This is a genomic window from Streptococcus sanguinis (assembly GCF_050220005.1).
Taxonomy (GTDB): Bacteria; Bacillota; Bacilli; order Lactobacillales; family Streptococcaceae; genus Streptococcus; species Streptococcus sanguinis_Z.
The window spans coordinates 52,961-72,923 of the sequence record NZ_CP071413.1; the positions used below are offsets into that span (position 1 = coordinate 52,961).

The window sequence follows — 19,963 nt, forward strand, 5'->3', positions numbered from 1 at the left end:
CGAGAAATGGAGGACACCTATGAAGAAAATTATCAACGACCCAACAGCGGTTGTGGACGAGATGCTGGACGGCTTGGCCTATATTCACAGCGATTTGGTTTATCGGGTGGAGGGCTTTGATATCATTGCCCGCAAGAGTGAGAAGACAGCCAAGGTTGGCCTGATTTCTGGCGGTGGCAGTGGTCATGAGCCTTCCCATGCTGGCTTTGTCGGTGAGGGCATGCTGTCGGCTGCTATCTGCGGAGCGGTCTTTACTTCGCCAACACCTGACCAAGTCTTGCAAGCTATCAAGGAAGCGGATGAGGGAGCCGGGGTCTTCATGGTAATCAAGAATTACTCCGGTGACATCATGAACTTTGAAATGGCTCAGGAAATGGCTGAGATGGAAGGGATTGAGGTGGCTAGTGTCGTCGTAGATGACGATATCGCAGTGGAAGACAGTCTCTATACTCAAGGTCGCCGTGGAGTGGCTGGCACCATTCTTGTCCATAAAATTCTAGGAGATGCGGCGCGTGCAGGCAAATCTCTGACTGAAATCAAGGCTCTAGCTGATGAGCTGGTCAAAAATATCCACACGGTCGGCTTGGCTCTGAGCGGAGCAACCGTTCCGGAAGTCGGCAAGCCTGGTTTTGTTTTGGCTGATGATGAGATAGAGTTCGGCATTGGCATCCATGGTGAGCCCGGCTATCGCAAGGAAAAGATGCAGCCGTCTAAGGACTTAGCCAAGGAATTGATCGAAAAACTCAGTCAGTCCTTTGAGCTCAAATCTGGTAAGAAAATCGGCATTCTCATCAATGGTATGGGTGCAACACCGCTTATGGAGCAGTATGTCTTTGCGGCCGATGTAGCAAATCTCTTGGCAGATGCTGGAGTTGAAGTTGTCTATAAAAAGCTGGGTAATTACATGACCTCCATTGACATGGCAGGGATTTCTCTGACCTTTATCGAGCTGGACCAGTCAGACTGGCTGACAGCTCTCAATAGTCCTGTCACGACAGCCGCTTGGTAAGGAGGTGCTTATGGACGCAGCAAGAGCAAAAAAATGGATGCAGTTGTTCAACGAGAAGATCCAGGACCAGAAAGCCTATCTGTCTGATCTCGACACTCCCATCGGCGACGGAGATCACGGTGGCAATATGGCCAGGGGAATGGCAGCAGCAGTAGAGAGTTTAGCTGCTAAGGACTTTGCTAGTGCGGCTGAGGTTTTTCAGGCTGTTTCCATGCAGCTGATTAGTAAGGTCGGTGGTGCTTCCGGCCCTCTCTATGGCTCGGCCTTCATGGGCATGGCCAAGGCCGAAAAAGACGGCAAAGACTTGTCAGAAGTCATCCAAGCTGGGCTGGACATGATTCAGAAGCGGGGCAAGGCTGTGCCGGGTGAGAAGACCATGGTGGATGTCTGGTCGGGGATTCCTGTTTCTCTGCAGTCCGGATGCTTGACGCATGAAAAAATTGGCTCCCTAGTGGAAGCGACCAAAGATCTGAAAGCGACCAAGGGGCGGGCTTCCTATGTCGGTGAGCGGTCTATCGGTCATATTGATCCCGGTTCGGCTTCATCTGGTCTCCTCTTTGAGGCTCTGTTAGAAACGGAGGCAGGCTGATGGCAGATACTGGCATTCTTATCGTTTCCCATTCCAAAAACCTAGCCCAAGGCTTGTTTGACCTCATTTCGCAGGTGGCGGCAGATGTGGCCATCAGCTATGTGGGCGGGTTGGACGACGGTAGCATTGGGACCAGCTTTGAAGGGATTCAGGCAGCTTTAGATGCCAATGACAAGGACACTATTTTGGCCTTTTTCGATTTGGGCTCAGCTCGCATGAATCTAGAAATGGTCGCAGACTTTTCTGACAAGGAAATCATTATCAATAATGTTCCTTTGGTAGAGGGAGCCTATACGGCTGCTGCCCTTCTTCAGGCTGGGGCAGATTTACCTAATGTTTTGCTTCAGGTTCGTGAATTAGAAATAAAGAAATAGCAGGTTTTATAGAGACTTAATAAACGACTTCATTTGCAAAATAAGGAACATTTTATATTATAAAGCTGGGATTCAACCTCAGCTTTTTTGCTTTATCGCTGTACTAATTTTCAGGGGAAGAGCCAGTGTTTCTTATTTCTTTCTTCTTTAAATTGATTAAAAATAGGACAAATTTATAGCCTGCGTTTAATTTTTGACACTATTCGCCTTTTAATGAACAAAAGTTCTTAGAATGGATTGCAAATTGGTATAGATAGACTTATAATAGATATAAGTACACAAGATGAAAGAAAAAACGACAGCCGATTAGAAGCCATCGTTTTTAATCTTAGTGGTCCCGATTGCAGGAAATGAACTTAATCTTGAAGAAGTCACCGCGTTTGTAAGTTTCGCTGTACTCTAAGATCTGTCCAGTACTTTCCAGCTGGGTAATCTTCACCTGATGAACGGTCGGGAAGTTGGTATCAACTTCCAGTACTTTCGCAACATCTTTTGGTGTTGGAAAGACAATTTCATTGGTCTCTTCAAAATGTTCATCATTCATGTGAATGTGGTAGTCAGTTTTGAAGCGGTTGTAAATGGAGCTGTAGTAGTCCATATCTGGATAGTTAGGATTGATGTATTGCTCAGGGATATAGGTTTGGTGATAGATATAGACTTTATCGCCAGTCCGTCTGATCCGGTCAATCTTATAGTAGAACTGCGTTGGTGCCAGTTCTAGCTTATCCAAGATTTTCAGGTCATTCCCACGTTTGATGGAGAGAACAGTCACCTTATCTTTTTGGATAGGGAATGTCTCAACGTCAGAAAATTCCACCAGCTTGTGCTTTCTTGCACGTGAAACGAAGGTTCCCTTGCCTTGCTGGCGGATGATGTAACCATCATTGGCCAGCTCATTCAAAGCGCGGACAACAGTAATGGAGCTGACATTAAACATCTGAATCAGCTCAGCCTCTGTGTAAAACTTATCGCCATTTTCAAATTTGCCAGAAATGATTTGCTGCTTGAGCTCATCTTTGATTTGTTGGTATTTTGGAATAGCCATTTTGTTCACCTCTCTTTTTTTACTTCTCTTACTTAAGATTTTAACATATTTTTAAAAAAAATGTTGACATTTATGCAAAAATTTATTATATTAATATTAATAAGAGATGAAAGCGGTTTTATAACTGAGGGAACATCAGATGGCAAGATTCAAAATTGGTCATTCCTTCTGTTTGGATGATCGAGAGTTTAAGATTTTATCGGGGGCCATTCACTATTTTCGGGTACAGCCTGAGGATTGGTATCATTCCCTTTATAATCTCAAAGCTCTGGGCTTTAATACAGTAGAGACCTATCTTCCCTGGAATATGCATGAACCTCAAAAAGGTGTCTTTAACTTTCAAGGGATTTTAGATATTGAGGCATTTTTACAGACGGCTCAGGATTTGGGACTTTATGCCATTATCCGCCCTTCGCCTTTTATCTGCGCTGAGTGGGAGTTTGGCGGTCTGCCGGCCTGGCTGCTCAATGAAAATATGCGCATCCGCTCATCAGATGAGGCCTTTCTGCAGGCTGTAGCCGGTTATTATGACGAGCTGCTGCCGCGACTGACTCCAAGGCTTCTGGACAATGGGGGAAATATCCTCATGATGCAGGTGGAAAATGAGTACGGTTCTTATGGGGAAGACAAGGCCTACCTGAGAGCAATCAGACAGCTCATGGAGGAGCGAGGTGTAACTTGTCCGCTCTTTACTTCAGACGGACCTTGGCGGGCTACCCTTCAAGCTGGTACGCTGATTGATGATGAGGTCTTTGTGACAGGAAATTTCGGCTCTAAGGCAGATTACAATTTTGCCCAGATGCTGGAATTCTTTGACGAGCATGGTAAAAAGTGGCCGCTCATGTGTATGGAGTTCTGGGACGGCTGGTTCAATCGCTGGAAAGAACCTATCATCAAGCGAGATCCAGACGAGTTGGCTCAAGCTGTCCACGAAGTGCTCCAGCAGGGCTCAATCAATCTCTATATGTTTCATGGCGGTACCAACTTTGGCTTTATGAACGGCTGTTCGGCCAGAGGCGTCATTGACCTGCCACAGGTAACTTCCTATGACTATGATGCTCTACTCGATGAGCGTGGCAATCCGACGGACAAGTACTATGCAGTCCAGAGGATGCTGAAAAAGTATTATCCAGAGTATCCGCAGAGGGAGCCCTTGGTTAAAGAGTCTTTTGAGCTCAGGAATATTCCGCTCAGTCAGAAGGTTAGTCTCTTTGAGACACTGTCTGACTTGGCAGAGCCTATCGAAAGTCTTTATCCGATGAAGATGGAAGAGTTGGGGCAAAATGTCGGCTACTTGCTCTATCGGACTTGGGCTAGTTGGGATGCTGATCAGGAAAGGCTCCGTGTCATTGACGGCCGCGACCGTATGCAGCTCTATGTGGACGGTCAGCACATTGCAACCCAGTACCAGACAGAAATCGGTCAGGATATCATGGTGGACGGTCAGAAAAAGGCAGAGCACCAGCTTGACATTCTGATGGAAAATATGGGCCGGGTCAATTATGGGCATAAGCTACTGGCAGATACCCAGCAGAAGGGTATTCGTACCGGTGTCTGTAAGGACCTGCACTTCCTGCTTGACTGGCAGCATTACCCATTGCCGCTAGATCATCCAGAAAAGATTGACTTTTCAAAAGGGTGGCAGGAAAAGCAACCAGCTTTCTATGCTTTTGACTTTAAAATGAAAGCGCTTAAAGATACTTATCTGGATCTGTCCGACTTTGGCAAGGGTGTCGTCTTTGTCAATGGTGTCAGCATTGGCCGTTTCTGGAATGTCGGACCGACCCTATCGCTCTATATCCCGCACAGCTTGCTCAGAGAAGGCGACAATCGCATCATTATCTTTGAGACAGAAGGGATCTATAGCGAAACCATTCACTTAGTTAACCAACCTACATTTAAAACAATAAAGGGGGAAAATCTATGACAATAGTAGGTGCACGTATCGATGGACGTTTGATCCATGGACAGGTAGCCAATCTTTGGACTACCAAGCTCAACATTTCACGCATTATGGTGATTGACGATGAGGTAGCTGAAAATGCTATCGAAAAGAGCGGGCTCAAGCTCGCAACGCCAGCTGGTGTGAAACTCAGTGTCTTGCCGATTGCTAAGGCAGCAGAAAATATCTTGGCTGGCAAGTATGATTCACAGCGACTCTTGATTGTCGCTCGCAAGCCAGACCGCTTCCTGCGGTTGGTTGAAGCTGGTGTTCCGCTGGAAACGCTGAACGTCGGCAATATGTCTCAGTCAGACGAAACTCGCTCCATTACCCGCTCGATCAACGTGGTAGATGCAGATGTTGAAGCCTTTCACAAGCTGCATGAAAAAGGAGTCAAACTGACAGCGCAAATGGTTCCCAACGATCCGGTTGAGGACTTCATGAAGTTATTAAAATAGGACAAAATTTTAGGAGGACATTGTTATGATACAATGGTGGCAAATTTTACTACTCACTTTGTACTCAGCTTATCAAATCTGTGATGAGTTGACTATCGTTTCGTCAGCAGGATCCCCTGTATTTGCTGGGTTCATTACTGGCTTGATTATGGGTGATTTGACGACTGGTTTGTTTATCGGTGGTAGCCTGCAATTATTCGTTCTTGGTGTAGGGACATTTGGTGGGGCTTCTCGTATTGATGCAACATCAGGTGCCGTTTTGGCGACAGCCTTCTCTGTAGCACAAGGCATTAAGCCAGAGTTGGCTATTGCGACAATCGCAGTACCAGTAGCAACTTTGTTGACATACTTCGATATCTTAGGTCGCATGACAACGACTTATTTCGCACACCGTGTGGATGCAGCAGTTGAACGCTTCGACTATAAAGGTATTGAACGCAACTATCTCTTAGGTGCCCTTCCTTGGGCTCTGTCTCGTGCCCTGCCAGTCTTTCTGGCTCTGGCTTATGGTGGAACATTTGTTCAAGCGATAGTAGATGGTGTTGCTGGTGTGAAATGGTTGGCTGCAGGTTTGACACTGGCAGGTCGTATGCTTCCAGGACTTGGGTTTGCTATCTTACTTCGTTACCTTCCAGTTAAACGTAATCTTCATTACTTAGCTCTTGGTTTTGGCTTGACTGCTATGCTGACTGTTCTTTACTCAAATATTCAAACTTTGGGTGGGGCTGTATCTAGTATTGTTGGAACTCTTCCAAAAGATGCTGCGATCACATTTGCCAACAACTTCAAAGGCTTGTCTATGATTGGTGTAGCTATCTTTGGTATCTTCCTTGCAGTACAGCATTTCAAATACAGCCAAAGAACAGTAGCTGCTGTTCCAGCTGCTAGCATAAAATCAGAAAGTGAGGAAATTGAAGATGACGAACTCTAATTATAAATTAACAAAAGAAGATTTTAAACAAATCAACAAACGCAGCTTGTTCACCTTCCAATTGGGCTGGAACTACGAGCGAATGCAAGGTTCTGGTTACCTCTACATGCTCTTGCCTCAGTTGCGTAAAATGTATGGTGACGGCACTCCAGAATTGAAAGAAATGATGAAATTGCATACGCAATTCTTCAATACATCACCTTTCTTCCACACCATTATTGCAGGTTTTGACCTAGCTATGGAAGAAAAAGACGGCGTTAAATCAAAAGATGCGGTCAATGGTATCAAGACAGGTCTTATGGGGCCGTTTGCTCCTCTTGGAGACTCTATCTTTGGCTCTCTTGTGCCAGCCATCATGGGATCTATCGCTGCTACCATGGCTATCGCAGGCCAGCCTTGGGGAATTTTACTTTGGATTGCTGTAGCAGTTGCTTATGATATTTTCCGTTGGAAACAGTTAGAATTTGCCTACAAAGAAGGGGTCAATCTCATCACCAACATGCAAAGTACTTTGACAGCTCTTGTTGAAGCGGCTTCTGTATTGGGTATCTTTATGGTGGGTGGTTTGATTGCTACTATGATCAACTTTGAAGTATCCTGGGTATGGAACATCGGTAAAAAAGCTATTGATTTCCAAGACATGATGAATCTGATTTTCCCACGTTTGATTCCAGCAGTCTTTACAGGCTTTATCTTCTGGCTCTTGGGCAAGAAAGGAATGAACTCTACTAAGGCTATCTTCATTATCATTATCATGGCAGTAAGCTTCTCTGCTATTGGCTATTTCCTGCTGGGACAAGTACCAGAATAATGGAGCGATTTATGAGTAAGAAATTAGTTTTAGTCAGCCATGGTCGCTTTTGTGAAGAGCTGAAAACCACTACGGAAATGATTATGGGACCTCAGGAGGACATCCATGCAGTAGCCCTGCTTCCGGAGGAAGGCCCAGAAGACTTCGCAGCTAAATTCTTAGAAACGGTCAAAGACTTTGAGGATTACTTGGTTTTTGCGGATCTCTTGGGGGGCACTCCTTGTAATGTAGTCAGCCGCTTCATTATGGAAGGACAGGATATTGAGCTTTATGCGGGGGTCAATCTGCCCATGGTCATTGAGTTTATTAACGCTTCTTTGACAGGAGCAGAAGTCAGCTATCCATCCAAGGCAGCAGAGAATATTGTTAAGGTTAATGATGTTCTAGCTGGTCTAATGGATGATGAAGATGAATAAAAGCTTGAACAGCCACTTCTAGTTAGGTCAAGTCCTTGCGCTGTCAGCAGATGGGAGACTGATGATAGGTGAGGCCAAGCCACTGTGGTTGATTCAAGCATATTGGTCTAAGAGGAATTTGGGAGATGCCTCTTGGCCTAGGGAAATGGATGGTTCAGCATTGCAAAATGCAGTCGCTGTCTGGTTTGAAAAAGCTTGTTAAAAGCATATTTCAAGTCTAGCCATCGTTGCGGGGGTGGGACAGCGAGCCGAAAATCTTTGATTTTCTGGATTTCTGTCTCGCTCCCCCTTTTTTCAAATGATGGAAAGGAATGAGAAAGAGAATGTTAGATTATTCACAGGAAGAATTGCAGCGTCTGGGGGCTGACATCACAACGAGAGAAATCTATCAGCAGCCTGAGGTCTGGAAGGAAGCTTTTGACAGTTACAAGTCTCAGGCCGCAGACATCGCTGCTTTTCTGAAAAAAATCGAGGAAAAACATGACTACATCAAGGTCATTTTTGCCGGAGCTGGCTCATCAGCCTATGTCGGAGATACCTTAACGCCTTATTTCAGGCAGATTTATGATGAGCGCAAATGGAATTTCAACGCTATTGCGACGACAGATATCGTTGCCAATCCCTTGGTGCATCTGAAGAGAGAAGTGCCGACAGTGCTGGTTTCCTTTGCCCGCAGCGGAAATTCCCCAGAAAGTGTAGCGACTGTGGACTTGGCCAAGCAGTTGGTAGATGACTTGTACCAGATTACTATTACTTGTGCTGCCCAAGGCAAGCTGGCTCAGCAGGCCCAAGGTGATGAGAAGAATCTCTTGCTCCTGCAACCAGAAGCTTCTAATGATGCTGGTTTTGCCATGACCTCTAGCTTCAGCTCCATGATGCTGACGGCCCTTTTGGTCTTTGACCGGGCTGAACTAGACCAGAAGGAAGTCAAGGTTGCGGCTCTGATTCAGATCAGTCAAGATGTTTTAGAAAACGTTGCAGATGTGCAGCAGCTGGTTGATTTGGATTTCAGTCGGGTCATTTATCTGGGAGCAGGGCCTTTCTTTGGTTTGGCACATGAAGCCCAGCTCAAGATTTTAGAGCTGACAGCCGGCCAAATTGCGACCATGTACGAAAGCCCAGTCGGTTTCCGGCATGGACCTAAGTCGTTGATTAACCAAGACACAGTTGTTCTGGTCTTTGGTTCGACAGATGCCTATACCAAGGCTTATGATTTGGACTTGGTGCAGGAAGTGGCTGGTGACGGGATTGTCCGCAGACTAGTCTTGCTGACTGACCGGGAGGAGCAGTTGGAAGAAGTCGAGCAAGTAGTGCTAAGTACCCAAGAGCCTCTGGGAGATAGCTATCGCATCTTCCCTTACATCGTTTACGCTCAGCTCTTTGCTCTCCTGTCCTCGCTCAAGGTCAAGAACCGTCCAGACACACCATCTCCGACAGGCACTGTCAATCGTGTAGTACAGGGAGTTATCATTCACCCTTTTGGGCAGTAAGAAAAGGAAAAGTTATGGAGAAATTACAAATCAGTCACAAAAAAGTGAGCCATTTGAAAAAACTATCAGACGAGCAGGGAATTATCGGGGCTTTAGCTATTGACCAGCGTGGTTCGCTCAAGAAAATGCTGGCCAGCGGAGAAGATGTGCCATCTGGTGATCAAGCTCTGGTTCAGTTTAAAGAATTAATCTCTAGTCGGCTGACGCCCTATGCCAGCTCCATCCTACTGGATCCGGAGTTCGGTCTGCCGGCAGCCGAGCTGCGGGATGCTTCCTGCGGGCTGATAGTGGCCTACGAGAAGACTGGCTATGATGTGTCAGTCGAGGGCCGCCTGCCGGACTTGCTGCCAAACTGGTCAGCTAGTCGCATCCGAGACATGGACGCAGATGCCGTCAAGGTCTTGATTTACTATGATGTGGATGACAAGGCAGAAATCAACGACATCAAGCAGGCCTGGGTTGAGCGCGTGGGCAGTGAATGCTTAGCTGAGGATATTCCTTATTTTCTGGAGATTCTGACCTATGATGCTAAGAGTGACAGTGTATTGGACGCTAACTATGCCAAGCTTAAGCCGCATAAGGTCAACGAGGCAGTCAAGCTCTTTTCAGATCCCCGCTATCATGTAGATGTCTTAAAGGTTGAAGTGCCGGTCAATATGAACTTTGTCGAGGGCTTCACCAAAGAAGGAGTTGAGCCAGTCTACAGCGTGCCGGAAGCCCAAGCTTTCTTTAAAGAACAGTCAGATGCGACGCACTTGCCTTTCATCTTCCTCAGCGCTGGTGTCAGTGCCGAACTTTTCCAAGAAACGCTGCGGCTAGCCCATGAAGCGGGCTCACAGTTTAACGGCGTTCTGTGCGGACGGGCTACCTGGAAGGATGCAGTATCAGTCTTTGCCCAAGAGGGAGCTGCAGCTGCTCAAGCATGGCTGGACGAAACAGGCCGTCAGAATATCGAGGATCTTAATCAAGTCTTGCGTCAAACAGCTGTGTCTTGGGTGGACAAGTTTGACCTGCCTTTTGAAGACAGGACTTGGCAAGTTCGTGATTTTTAGCAGGATAGATAAAAGAGGTTTTGTATGAAATCTTACCGAGAATCCATTTTTGGCAAGCTGGGCGGTCAGGAGATTCTGGCTTATACTTTTGAAAACGATCGAGGCTATCGTCTGATAGTCATGAACTACGGAGCAACCGTCATCAAGTATGTCACTCCTGATAAAAATAATCACTTTGACAATATCGTCGTTGGCTTTGATCAGTTTGAGGACTATATTGGGAACAGCCCTAAGCACGGAGCCAGCATTGGTCCAGTTTCTGGACGTATTGCTGGTGCAACATTTGATCTGAATGGTCAGACCTTTCAGCTAGAGGCCAATAATGGCTTAAACTGCAACCATAGTGGATCCAGCGGCTGGGACAGTAGCGTTTTTGAAGTAGAGGAAGTCAGTAATGACGGACTTACCTTTTATACAGAGCGGACTGACGGAACTGGCGGCTTCCCGGGCAATCTGAAAATCTGGGTTTCCTATACCCTGACAGAGAAGGGTGAGCTGGAAATCTCCTATCAAGTCCAGACAGATCAAGATACCTTGGTCAATCCGACCAACCATAGCTATTTCAATCTGTCTGGTCGTTTCAATCAACCGATAGATGATCATATCCTGCAGCTCAATACTGATGGTGTCTATCCTATCGCAGCTGACGGCCTTCCTGAAAAAAAGGCTGATGCAGAGCGTGACTTTGTCAAGAAGCTGACCAAGGGCGCTGCCCTTAAAGAAATTTTCGCTGCGACCGATGAGCAAATCCAGCTGGTATCTGGCTTGGATCATCCTTTTGCACTAAGCCCAAGCCGAAACCAGGCAGGTACGCTCTATCATCCAGCATCGGGCCGCCGTCTGACTATTGAGACTCAGGCGCCCTGCCTAGTGATTTATTCAGCGAATTGCGTGGATGATTCCGTTCAGTTTGATGGCCAACCTATGATTCAGCATAATGGCTTGGCCCTGGAAGCCCAGGCTTTGCCGGATGCCATTCACAGCAGCCAGCAGTCAGATGTCATTCTCAAGGCCGGTCAGATTTTTACCAGCAGGACGGTGTATTTTGCTGATGTACCAGCAACTTTATAAAGAAACAATCGCGAAAGAGCACAGAAAACGGCAGTACCTCCTTCTGCCGTTTTTCTTTGTCCAGTTTTCAGAGACTATGTTTCCATAAGTAGCTAATTTAAGCAAGTAAAAAGCCTCCACAATCAAAAGCAAAATCTTTTTTGCTAACTGAATTTTACTTTAAGTTTTTCTTAAGCTAAGGCTGCTATACTTATTTTTATCAAATGAAGCCCCCTAACTTTGTTTGATAATCCTAAACTTTTTCATAATAATCTCCCATAAAGGCCACCCAATCCGGTGGTCTTTTTTTGCTCAAATTTTAGAATAAGACAGGAAGTTTATCGGATTGTAACTCAAATGTTAAATTTTAAAGGATACGTTATACAAAGTTAAGGTTTCTTTAAGTTAGGGACAGTATACTATGAGTATCAAATGAAGACCTCCTAACTTTATTTGATAGAAATCCTAAACTTTTTCATAATAATCTCCCATAAAGGCCACCCAATCCGGTGGTCTTTTTTTGTGTTCAGACGTTGATTAGATTTGCTTCCTCTGCTTTATTTTCTGCTATAATAGTTCTATGAGTAGAATTTTAGACAATGAATTAATGGGTGATGAGGAATTGGTGGAGCGCACCTTGCGTCCCCAGTATTTGCAGGAGTATATCGGCCAGGACAAGGTCAAGGACCAACTGAAGATTTTTATTGAAGCGGCCAAGCTGAGGGATGAGGCGCTCGACCACACCCTTCTTTTTGGCCCTCCAGGTCTGGGGAAGACGACCATGGCCTTTGTCATTGCCAATGAACTAGGCGTAAATCTCAAGCAGACTTCAGGTCCGGTGATTGAGAAATCTGGTGATTTAGTTGCGATCTTAAATGACCTTGAGCCGGGTGATGTCCTCTTTATAGATGAGATTCACCGCTTGCCAATGGCAGTAGAGGAAGTGCTTTACAGCGCTATGGAAGACTTTTACATCGACATTATGATTGGCTCGGGTGAGACCAGTCGCAGCGTCCATCTGGATTTGCCGCCTTTTACTCTGATTGGGGCGACTACTCGGGCAGGCATGCTGTCCAATCCTCTGCGGGCTCGCTTTGGGATTACCGGTCACATGGAGTATTATGAAGCTGGCGACCTGACTGAAATCGTTGAGCGGACGGCAGAGATTTTTGAGATGGCTATTACCCACGAGGCTGCGAAGAAGCTGGCTCTGCGTAGCCGAGGCACGCCGCGGATTGCCAACCGTTTGCTCAAGCGGGTCCGGGACTACGCGCAGATTATGGGCAATGGCCTGATTGATGATAAGATAACCGACCAAGCTCTCTCCATGCTGGATGTGGATCAAGAGGGGCTGGACTATGTGGACCAGAAGATTTTGAAGACTATGATTGAGGTTTACGGTGGCGGTCCGGTAGGGCTTGGAACCCTCTCGGTCAATATTGCTGAGGAGCGTGAAACAGTGGAGGACATGTATGAGCCTTACCTAATTCAGAAAGGCTTTGTCATGCGGACACGGACTGGGCGCGTGGCTACCCGCAAAGCCTATGAGCATTTAGGATATGAGTATATGAAGGAATGATGACAGAAAAGGAGATTTTAGACCGACTAGGTCAAGCTCCAGACATCCGAGCAATTTTGGAAATTATTCGCAGTCTGGAGCTCAAGGACTCTTGGTTAGCAGCTGGATGTGTGAGGAATTTTATCTGGAATCTATTGTCAGAGCGACCAGGTTTTGACCCAGACACGGATGTAGATGTCATTTTCTTTGATCCGAGTTATGCTGAGGCAGAGACGGTAGAGCTGGAAGCCAAGCTCAAGGCAGACTGGCCACAGTATCAATGGGAACTGAGAAATCAAGCCTATATGCACCGGCATAGTCCTGGAACAGCGCCTTATAAAAACGCTCGCGAAGCCATGAGTAAGTATCCTGAGCGCTGCATGGCTATCGGCCTGCGCTTGCTGGCAAATGACAAACTGGAACTTTTTGCTCCCTATGGTTTGGAGGATATCTTAAACTTTCAGGTTAGACCGACTCCTCATTTTCTTGAAAATAAGGAGCGCCAGCGTGTCTATTCTGAGCGTTTGGCTAAGAAGAATTGGCAAAAACGCTGGTCGCAGCTGGAATATCACTATCCTGATAAATAGGTACAAGCTAAGAGTAAAATGTTTGAGTTATTTTAAGAAAGTTTTAAGAAATGGATATTATACTATAACCAAGTTAAGAAATTAACTTAACTCCTAAAACTTTTTTCTTTTTAAAAAATAATCTCCCTACAAAAAGCCACCGAACGGTGGTTTTTTGCTATTTTCAGACATGAGAGGGGCAGGGCTTGCCAGTTTTCAACGAGAATCAGGAAACTGTAAACGATTCAGAGCTAGTTTTTGCCATTATTTTGTTATAATAGATAGCGAGGTATTCTATGAAGAAAATTGTATTTGTATGTTTGAGCAATATCTGCCGCAGTCCGATGGCAGAATTCGTCATGAAGAGTTTAACAGACCATCTGAAAATCGAGAGCCGGGCAACCTCAAGCTGGGAGCACGGCAATCCTATTCATCAGGGGACACAGGCTATTTTTAAGAAATATGCCATTTCTTATGATAGGAACAAGACTTCTCAGCAGATTTCGACAGCGGATTTTGCGGATTTTGACTATGTGATTGGTATGGATGAAAGCAATGTCCGAGATTTGAAGCGGATGGCGCCTGAGGATTTTCAGCATAAAATTTATCAGTTTGAAGAAGAAAGTGTACCAGATCCTTGGTACACAGGAGATTTTGACCAAACCTATGATTTGGTCTTGGCTGGCTGCAAAAAGTGGCTAGAGCGTTTGGATGGATAGGAATATGGATAAAGTAAAAGAATTTTACGATAAATACAAGGTCTATCTGACCCGGCAGAATTTAGAACTCTTGGCTGTAACGGTCATTGTGCTGTCAGCTATTCTGGTCTTTACTTCGGGGATTTCTGGTAAGGGCGTTTTAACGCTGGATCAGGGGAAAATCAAGTATGAAGGAACCTTGGTTCGCGGGAAGATGAACGGTCAGGGGACTATGACTTTTCAAAACGGCGACAGTTATAGCGGTCAATTTCGCAATGGCATCTTTGACGGCAAAGGGACCTTTACCTCTCAGGCTGGCTGGAAATATGAAGGGGACTTCAGCAAGGGTCAGGCCGATGGACAAGGAAAGCTAACGACAGAAGGCAATGTCGTTTATGAAGGAACGTTTAAACAAGGAATTTATCAAAATGCGCATTAACTGGTTTTCGCTCGTCAGAATCACGGGGCTGCTTCTAGTTCTGCTTTATCATTACTTCCAGGGCGTTTTCCCTGGCGGTTTTATTGGCGTGGATATCTTCTTTACCTTTTCTGGCTTCTTGATTACCGCTCTGCTTATTGACGAGTTTGCCAAGAAGAAAGAAATCGATATCCAAGGCTTTTTCAAACGGCGTTTTTATCGGATTGTACCCCCTCTGGTCTTTATGATTTTGGTCGTTATGCCCTTTACTTTCTTAATCCGTAAGGATTTTGTGGCTGGGATTGGGACGCAGATTGCGGCTGCTTTGGGCTTTGTGACCAACTTTTATGAAATGCTCTCAGGCGGCAATTATGAGAGTCAGTTTGTGCCGCACATCCTGATCCATACTTGGAGTCTGGCTCTAGAAGTGCACTATTATGTTCTTTGGGGATTGGCTGCTTGGGGCCTGGGCAAGGTTGCCAAGTCAACGGCCCGCTATCGCGGTATGATTGCGCTAGTCTCTGCAGGTCTCTTTTTGCTAAGCTTTGTATCAATGTTTGCTGGCGCTTTGACCACTAAGAATTTCTCTGATATTTATTTCTCAAGTTTGACCCACGTCTTTCCTTTCTTTGCAGGAAGCATCCTAGCAACCTTATCTGGCGTTGGCCATGTCAGCAGCCGCTTTAAGATGCTGGAGGAAAAGCTGGCTCTCAAGCAAGTGCTTGGAATCATGGGGGGCAGCGCAGCTATTTTGCTTTTGCTCAGCTTCCTGCTCAAGTTTGATAACCTTTGGACCTACCTGGTAGGATTCTTGATTTCGACTATTTTGGCCTGTCTGATGATTTTGGCTGCTAGGATGTTGCATGACAAGCTCCCTGATGTGAAGGAACCTAGCCTTATCAACTTTATCGCGGATACTAGCTATGGTGTTTATCTCTTCCACTGGCCATTCTATATTATCTTTACCCAGCTGATGAGTAATGGCTTGGCGGTTCTCTTGACCACGCTACTGTCTCTTACCTTTGCAGCCTTGTCTTTCTATATCTTGGAGCCAACTCTGGCTGGTCGTCAGCCAGTTATCATGGGAACCAAGATGGACCTATCGTCTCTTACCAGACCAATCTTTTACAGCATGATTCCGCTGACTTTGATCATGTTCTTTATCTCGGTGACAGCACCAAAGGTAGGAGCTTTTGAGGAAAGTTTGATTGTCAACGCTCTGAATCAAGCAGATACTAAGATGCAGACAACTCGCAGTCAGGTTGATCAGTCCAAGGCGACTGAGTACAATGTGGCTGACGGGATTACTATGATTGGTGACTCGGTTGCCCTGCGCTCAAGCGATCAATTGCAGCAGATCTTACCAGGAATCGAGCTAGACACTGTCGTTAGCCGCAGTCTGAGTACAGGCTTGGAGGTCTATAAGACAGATATTGCTAATAGGGTGCTGAAGAAGCAGGTTGTCCTGGCTCTTGGAACCAATTCGTCCGGTTACTCGAATGAGCTTTTGGATGAATATGTTTCTAGCCTGCCTAAGGGTCATCAACTGATCCTCGTGACTCCTTATGACGGTCGCTCAGAGGGCGGTGTTTTAGCTCAGCAGCGGGAGTATGAGCTGGAATTAGCCAAAAAGTACGACTATGTCTTTGTGGCTGACTGGCATCAAACTGCTATCGAAAATCCGCAGATTTGGGAAGGGACAGACTATGTCCACTTTGGCTCAAACTCAGAGTCTATGATTGAGGGAGGGACTCTCTATGCCAATACCATTAAGCAAGCCATAGATGAAGCAAATTCTGGCAATGTGAAACCATAAATAATCAGCTCGGTTCGTCCGAGCTTTTATAGAAACCAAAAGAAAACACAGCCTTATCTAATGCTACTAACAGAGATTCGATGGGGATTCAAACTGGAAGTGCAAGGATTATCTTGATGTTGATAAATATTTCATAGTGGGTGCAGATATTAAATATGACTTGAGTTTATTGCAAGGTCATTATGGGGACAATGAAGGAGACGCTGCTATGATTCAGGATGGAATTGATGCATACAAGAAGGAGAATAAAGAATGATAACTTCAATAGTTTTTATTACTTCTCTAGTGTTACTTTTCCGTTATTTTAAAAATAGTAAATCACGGATTATTATTGCGTTATTATATAGTTTGTTTCTTATATGGTATGTTCAAGCAGTTTTGAATTACGGTAAATACACTTTGCAGCCTGGTCAAAGCATAGAGCTGAGAGCGCATCCTAATGCAGACCAACTGGAATATAGTTCTGAGTTGATTTTAAAAAAGAACGATGATAAAAAAATCAAATTAACAGGTATTGAAGTTTGGAGCGAAAAAAATTCTAGAATTTACTATTATGTTAAGGAACAGTATATCTCTCAATCTATTTATGAAAATGGTGAAACGAATGCTAAAAAACTATCTAATAATCAAAAAAATATTCACCTGGAGAAAGATGGAATTGTAGTTAATTATACTAATAAAAAAATCTTTGATGTTACTAAAAGTAAACCGTATAATATCACTATCACTAATATTGACGATAAACCCGCTCAATTTGAAGCCCGAGTGGTGGATAGATGAAGTCGAGTAGGAACTCGAAAAGTGAACCTACGTGTAGATTGGGAGCCAAGCAGTGGTACTAATAGCCGACTAAAGAAGCTTGGTACAAGTACAAAGGAAGAGATAATTAATAGGATTTTTAAGGGTTATCGAATTTATTACGGGAACTAGGTGGACAATATGCGACTATACATCAAAGGTGATTATGCTAAAAAAATAACATTTACTACTAGAGAACTAGTTTGGAAGATGTGGTTTAAAGAACGGAATGGCAAGAAAATAAGTTACTCCAACGTTGGTGATGATGAGATGCTGCAAGATGATTTTTATTTCGGAGCAGAGTTGCGCAAATGGGCTTCAGTTGATGAAAGATGGGATAAGGCTCCTTTTATAATTCCGAGCAATCCTTGGTTGTCCTTGCAATATGAAGATATTGAACTTGAATTTGAACATGCCTTTATTTCCGACGACCGCGAAAAAGGGGAGTTTCTTCGAATTGCCTCAACTCATGTAGATATTTTAATGGTTGACAAGCGCGCTTTATACGTTATGGCTATTGAAGTAGCATCTGCCATTGATGGTCAGATTAGCGAAGACGGCAAGCAAAGTTGGCTAAGTGTAGAAGAATTTAAGGAATATCACAAGGATGCTCTTTCACTGACTTATGATGAAGCTGTTGAAATCAGTTTGGAAGAATTAAAGACAATGGTACCGGTAAGAGATCCTCTATGGGAAGAGGAGGAAAGGCTTCGAGAAGAATATATCAAAATCCACGGTGAACGTGTTTATGACGATGAGGAAGATGAGTGAGACTATATCTTAAAGGCAACTACGAAACTAGTATTTACCAAAACTGTATGGAATATCCTTGGAAAATGTGGTTCAAGGAACGTAAGGGAGTGAAAGTTGGTTTTTCTTATGCACGTGATGATGACTTCTATTTTAGTGTTAGTTTGGATAAATTTTCTTCAAATGATGAGCGTTGGGGAATGACTGATTTTAAAATAGGAGATAATCCATGGAGTTCATTTAAATATGAGTATCTAATATTGGATTGTGAAGATTCCTATGAAAGTGATGGGCGAGAAAAAGGAGACTATCTTCGAATAATCACGACTCATAAGGATATTCTAACGGTTGATAAGCGAGCTCTATATATCATGGCGATTGAAGTAGCATCTGCCATTGACGGTCAAATCAGCGAAGACGACAAAGAAACATGGCTGAGTATTGAAGAATTTAAAACGAAACATGCAGACCTGCTGAATTTGACCTACGACGAAGCAGTCGATATTAGTTTAGAAGAGATAAAGGTTATGAAAGCCATTGACGAGCCACTCTGGGAAGAATTGGATAGGAAGCGCGAGGAGTATATCCGAATTCATGGAGAGGTAGAGTTGGACGACGATGAGGAAGATGAGTGAGAATTTATATTAAAGGTGATTACACCAAAGAAATTCCGTTTGATTATTTAGAACTAGCGAAGAGAATGTGGTTTGATACTAAAGATGGTAAGCGAGTAGATTTTTCTTATTTTGGAAATACTCGCCCATTTAAAACAGACCCAACTATTCACTTAAAATTAAATAAGTGGATACATGATAATAGATGGAGTAATGTTCGGTTGAAAGAAGGGATTACCAACAAATTTGGAAGTCATGTATATGAAAACCTTGAATTAGATTTTGAAGATAATCCAGCAACAGACTATCGAGAAAAAGGAGACTGTCTACGTTTAGCTTCTACCCACCTTGATCTTCTAACTGTTGATAAACGTGCCTTCTATATTATGGCGATTGAAATTGCGACTGCTATTGATGGTCAGATTAGCGAAGATGATAAAGAGAGCTGGTTAAGTGTGGAGGAATTTAAAAAACGGCATGAAGATATCCTTTCGATGAGTTATGAACAGGCTAATGAGATGAGCCTTGAAGAAATTCCGTTTATGGATGATGTTCGAGATCCAGTTTGGGAAGAAGACGACCGCAGGAATGAAGAATACATCAAAATCCATGGAGAAGTGGAGTTAGACGAAGAGGAAGACGAGTGAGACTATATATCAAAGGCGATTACACCAAAGAAATTCCGTTTGATTATTTAGAACTAGCGAAAAAAATGTGGTTTGAAAATTATCAAGGAGAAAGCATCCCTCTCTCCTATTCTGGTTTTCGTCAAATCAGAGATAGGAATGATATAGCCATTCATCTAAAACTAGATAAACAGGATTATGACGAACGTTGGTTGCATATTCCGATACAAGAAGGGATAAAATACCGTTTTTATTCACAAATTGATGAAGACCTAAATTTGGAATTTGAGCATGCTTATGTAACAGATTTTCGCGAAAATGGAGACTGTTTACGTTTGATCTCTACCCACCTTGAACTGCTCACTCTTGATAAAAGAGCGTTCTATATCATGGCCATTGAGATTGCCACAATCTTTAATGGACAAATTAGCGAAGATGACAAGAAAACATGGATAACAATCGATGAATTCAAGGAAAAACACGAAGATATCTTATCTCTAACCTTTGAGGAAGCAAATGAGATGAGTTTGGAAGAAATTCAGATGATTGATGCTATTGACGATCCCATCTGGGAAGAGTTGGATAGAAAACGCGAAGAATATATCAAAATCCATGGTGAACGAGTTTGTGATGATGATTGAGATTATCATTAAAAATAGAAATTAAGGTTCATCTTTTTGATGTTTATAAAGTAAAGATTAGCTCGGTCCATCTGAGCTTTTTATATCCAAAACAAGAAAGCGCTTTCATATATTATGTGAAAGTAAAAGTATGTGAAATCTTTAAAATGTAAAAAATTTTTTCACAATAACTAAAAGAATAGGCTGTAAAATAAGCGAATTTGTTATGTATTTCACAAATTAATAGAGAAAAGTTTGTGAATGTTAAGTGAAAGTGTTTACAAAAATCATTAAATGGGTTATAATTGAATTGTGAAATGTTTAACAAAGGT

Annotated in this window: 22 protein-coding genes; 21 read left to right on the top strand and 1 reads right to left on the bottom strand. The window is 43.9% G+C overall.

Annotated features, from left to right (window positions below; genetic code table 11):
• Positions 1-19 precede the first annotated feature (19 nt).
• The 3 genes from dhaK to dhaM are packed head-to-tail and all read left to right on the top strand — an operon-like array spanning position 20 to position 1,972.
• Positions 20-1,009 (top strand): dihydroxyacetone kinase subunit DhaK, encoded by a 990-nt coding sequence (dhaK, locus tag J1C86_RS00335; RefSeq protein WP_125406409.1) that lies wholly within the window; start codon positions 20-22, stop codon positions 1,007-1,009.
• A gap of 10 nt (positions 1,010-1,019) precedes the next feature.
• Complete coding sequence (dhaL, locus tag J1C86_RS00340) at positions 1,020-1,598, top strand: dihydroxyacetone kinase subunit DhaL (RefSeq protein ID WP_125406412.1); 579 nt, start codon at positions 1,020-1,022, stop codon at positions 1,596-1,598.
• Entirely contained in the window at positions 1,598-1,972 is a 375-nt protein-coding gene (dhaM, locus tag J1C86_RS00345) for a dihydroxyacetone kinase phosphoryl donor subunit DhaM (protein ID WP_002898815.1), read from the top strand. Before dhaL ends, dhaM begins: the two co-directional genes overlap by 1 nt.
• Positions 1,973-2,300: 328 nt before the next feature.
• On the opposite strand, the gene J1C86_RS00350 is transcribed toward dhaM, so the two are convergent.
• On the bottom strand, positions 2,301-3,017 hold the full coding sequence (locus J1C86_RS00350) for a GntR family transcriptional regulator (RefSeq protein ID WP_002907683.1): 717 nt from the start codon (positions 3,015-3,017) through the stop codon (positions 2,301-2,303).
• Between the two features lie 139 nt (positions 3,018-3,156).
• On the opposite strand from J1C86_RS00350, the gene J1C86_RS00355 reads away from it, so the two are divergent.
• From J1C86_RS00355 to J1C86_RS00440, 18 genes are all read left to right on the top strand, one after another.
• Positions 3,157-4,944 carry a glycoside hydrolase family 35 protein gene (locus tag J1C86_RS00355; protein ID WP_125409259.1) on the top strand — a complete coding sequence of 596 codons (1,788 nt, stop codon included), beginning with the start codon at positions 3,157-3,159 and terminating at the stop codon, positions 4,942-4,944.
• Entirely contained in the window at positions 4,941-5,417 is a 477-nt protein-coding gene (locus tag J1C86_RS00360; RefSeq protein WP_002898809.1) for a PTS system mannose/fructose/N-acetylgalactosamine-transporter subunit IIB, read from the top strand. The genes J1C86_RS00355 and J1C86_RS00360 overlap by 4 nt, the downstream gene beginning before the upstream one ends.
• A gap of 25 nt (positions 5,418-5,442) precedes the next feature.
• A complete protein-coding gene (locus J1C86_RS00365) occupies positions 5,443-6,348 on the top strand; it encodes a PTS mannose/fructose/sorbose/N-acetylgalactosamine transporter subunit IIC (protein ID WP_125406421.1) in 906 nt (301 codons plus the stop codon).
• The gene (locus tag J1C86_RS00370; RefSeq protein WP_125406424.1) at positions 6,335-7,159 is read left to right on the top strand and encodes a PTS system mannose/fructose/sorbose family transporter subunit IID; all 825 of its coding nucleotides are present in this window, start codon (positions 6,335-6,337) and stop codon (positions 7,157-7,159) included. Before J1C86_RS00365 ends, J1C86_RS00370 begins: the two co-directional genes overlap by 14 nt.
• 11 nt (positions 7,160-7,170) lie before the next feature.
• Entirely contained in the window at positions 7,171-7,575 is a 405-nt protein-coding gene (locus tag J1C86_RS00375) for a PTS sugar transporter subunit IIA (RefSeq protein ID WP_002894390.1), read from the top strand.
• Between the two features lie 311 nt (positions 7,576-7,886).
• Entirely contained in the window at positions 7,887-9,065 is a 1,179-nt protein-coding gene (locus J1C86_RS00380; RefSeq protein WP_125406427.1) for an SIS domain-containing protein, read from the top strand.
• A 14-nt stretch (positions 9,066-9,079) separates the two neighbouring features.
• Complete coding sequence (gene lacD / locus J1C86_RS00385) at positions 9,080-10,117, top strand: tagatose-bisphosphate aldolase (protein ID WP_125406430.1); 1,038 nt, start codon at positions 9,080-9,082, stop codon at positions 10,115-10,117.
• 24 nt (positions 10,118-10,141) lie between these two features.
• Complete coding sequence (locus tag J1C86_RS00390; RefSeq protein ID WP_125406433.1) at positions 10,142-11,188, top strand: aldose epimerase family protein; 1,047 nt, start codon at positions 10,142-10,144, stop codon at positions 11,186-11,188.
• A gap of 559 nt (positions 11,189-11,747) precedes the next feature.
• The gene (gene ruvB / locus J1C86_RS00395) at positions 11,748-12,746 is read left to right on the top strand and encodes a Holliday junction branch migration DNA helicase RuvB (protein WP_125406436.1); all 999 of its coding nucleotides are present in this window, start codon (positions 11,748-11,750) and stop codon (positions 12,744-12,746) included.
• Entirely contained in the window at positions 12,743-13,312 is a 570-nt protein-coding gene (locus J1C86_RS00400; RefSeq protein ID WP_125409261.1) for a nucleotidyltransferase family protein, read from the top strand. The genes ruvB and J1C86_RS00400 overlap by 4 nt, the downstream gene beginning before the upstream one ends.
• Positions 13,313-13,587: 275 nt before the next feature.
• Positions 13,588-14,010 (top strand): low molecular weight protein-tyrosine-phosphatase, encoded by a 423-nt coding sequence (locus J1C86_RS00405; protein WP_125409263.1) that lies wholly within the window; start codon positions 13,588-13,590, stop codon positions 14,008-14,010.
• Entirely contained in the window at positions 14,003-14,428 is a 426-nt protein-coding gene (locus J1C86_RS00410) for an MORN repeat-containing protein (RefSeq protein ID WP_185757515.1), read from the top strand. The genes J1C86_RS00405 and J1C86_RS00410 overlap by 8 nt, the downstream gene beginning before the upstream one ends.
• A complete protein-coding gene (locus J1C86_RS00415; protein WP_427150829.1) occupies positions 14,418-16,223 on the top strand; it encodes an acyltransferase family protein in 1,806 nt (601 codons plus the stop codon). Before J1C86_RS00410 ends, J1C86_RS00415 begins: the two co-directional genes overlap by 11 nt.
• Before the next feature lie 252 nt (positions 16,224-16,475).
• Positions 16,476-17,003: a hypothetical protein gene (locus tag J1C86_RS00420; protein ID WP_125409267.1), complete on the top strand. Its 528-nt coding sequence runs from the start codon at positions 16,476-16,478 to the stop codon at positions 17,001-17,003.
• Between the two features lie 159 nt (positions 17,004-17,162).
• On the top strand, positions 17,163-17,792 hold the full coding sequence (locus J1C86_RS00425) for a hypothetical protein (protein ID WP_125409269.1): 630 nt from the start codon (positions 17,163-17,165) through the stop codon (positions 17,790-17,792).
• Complete coding sequence (locus tag J1C86_RS00430; protein WP_002898789.1) at positions 17,789-18,406, top strand: hypothetical protein; 618 nt, start codon at positions 17,789-17,791, stop codon at positions 18,404-18,406. The genes J1C86_RS00425 and J1C86_RS00430 overlap by 4 nt, the downstream gene beginning before the upstream one ends.
• Entirely contained in the window at positions 18,403-19,032 is a 630-nt protein-coding gene (locus J1C86_RS00435) for a hypothetical protein (protein ID WP_125409271.1), read from the top strand. The genes J1C86_RS00430 and J1C86_RS00435 overlap by 4 nt, the downstream gene beginning before the upstream one ends.
• Entirely contained in the window at positions 19,029-19,652 is a 624-nt protein-coding gene (locus J1C86_RS00440) for a hypothetical protein (RefSeq protein ID WP_427150806.1), read from the top strand. The genes J1C86_RS00435 and J1C86_RS00440 overlap by 4 nt, the downstream gene beginning before the upstream one ends.
• The last annotated feature ends 311 nt before the right edge of the window (positions 19,653-19,963 follow it).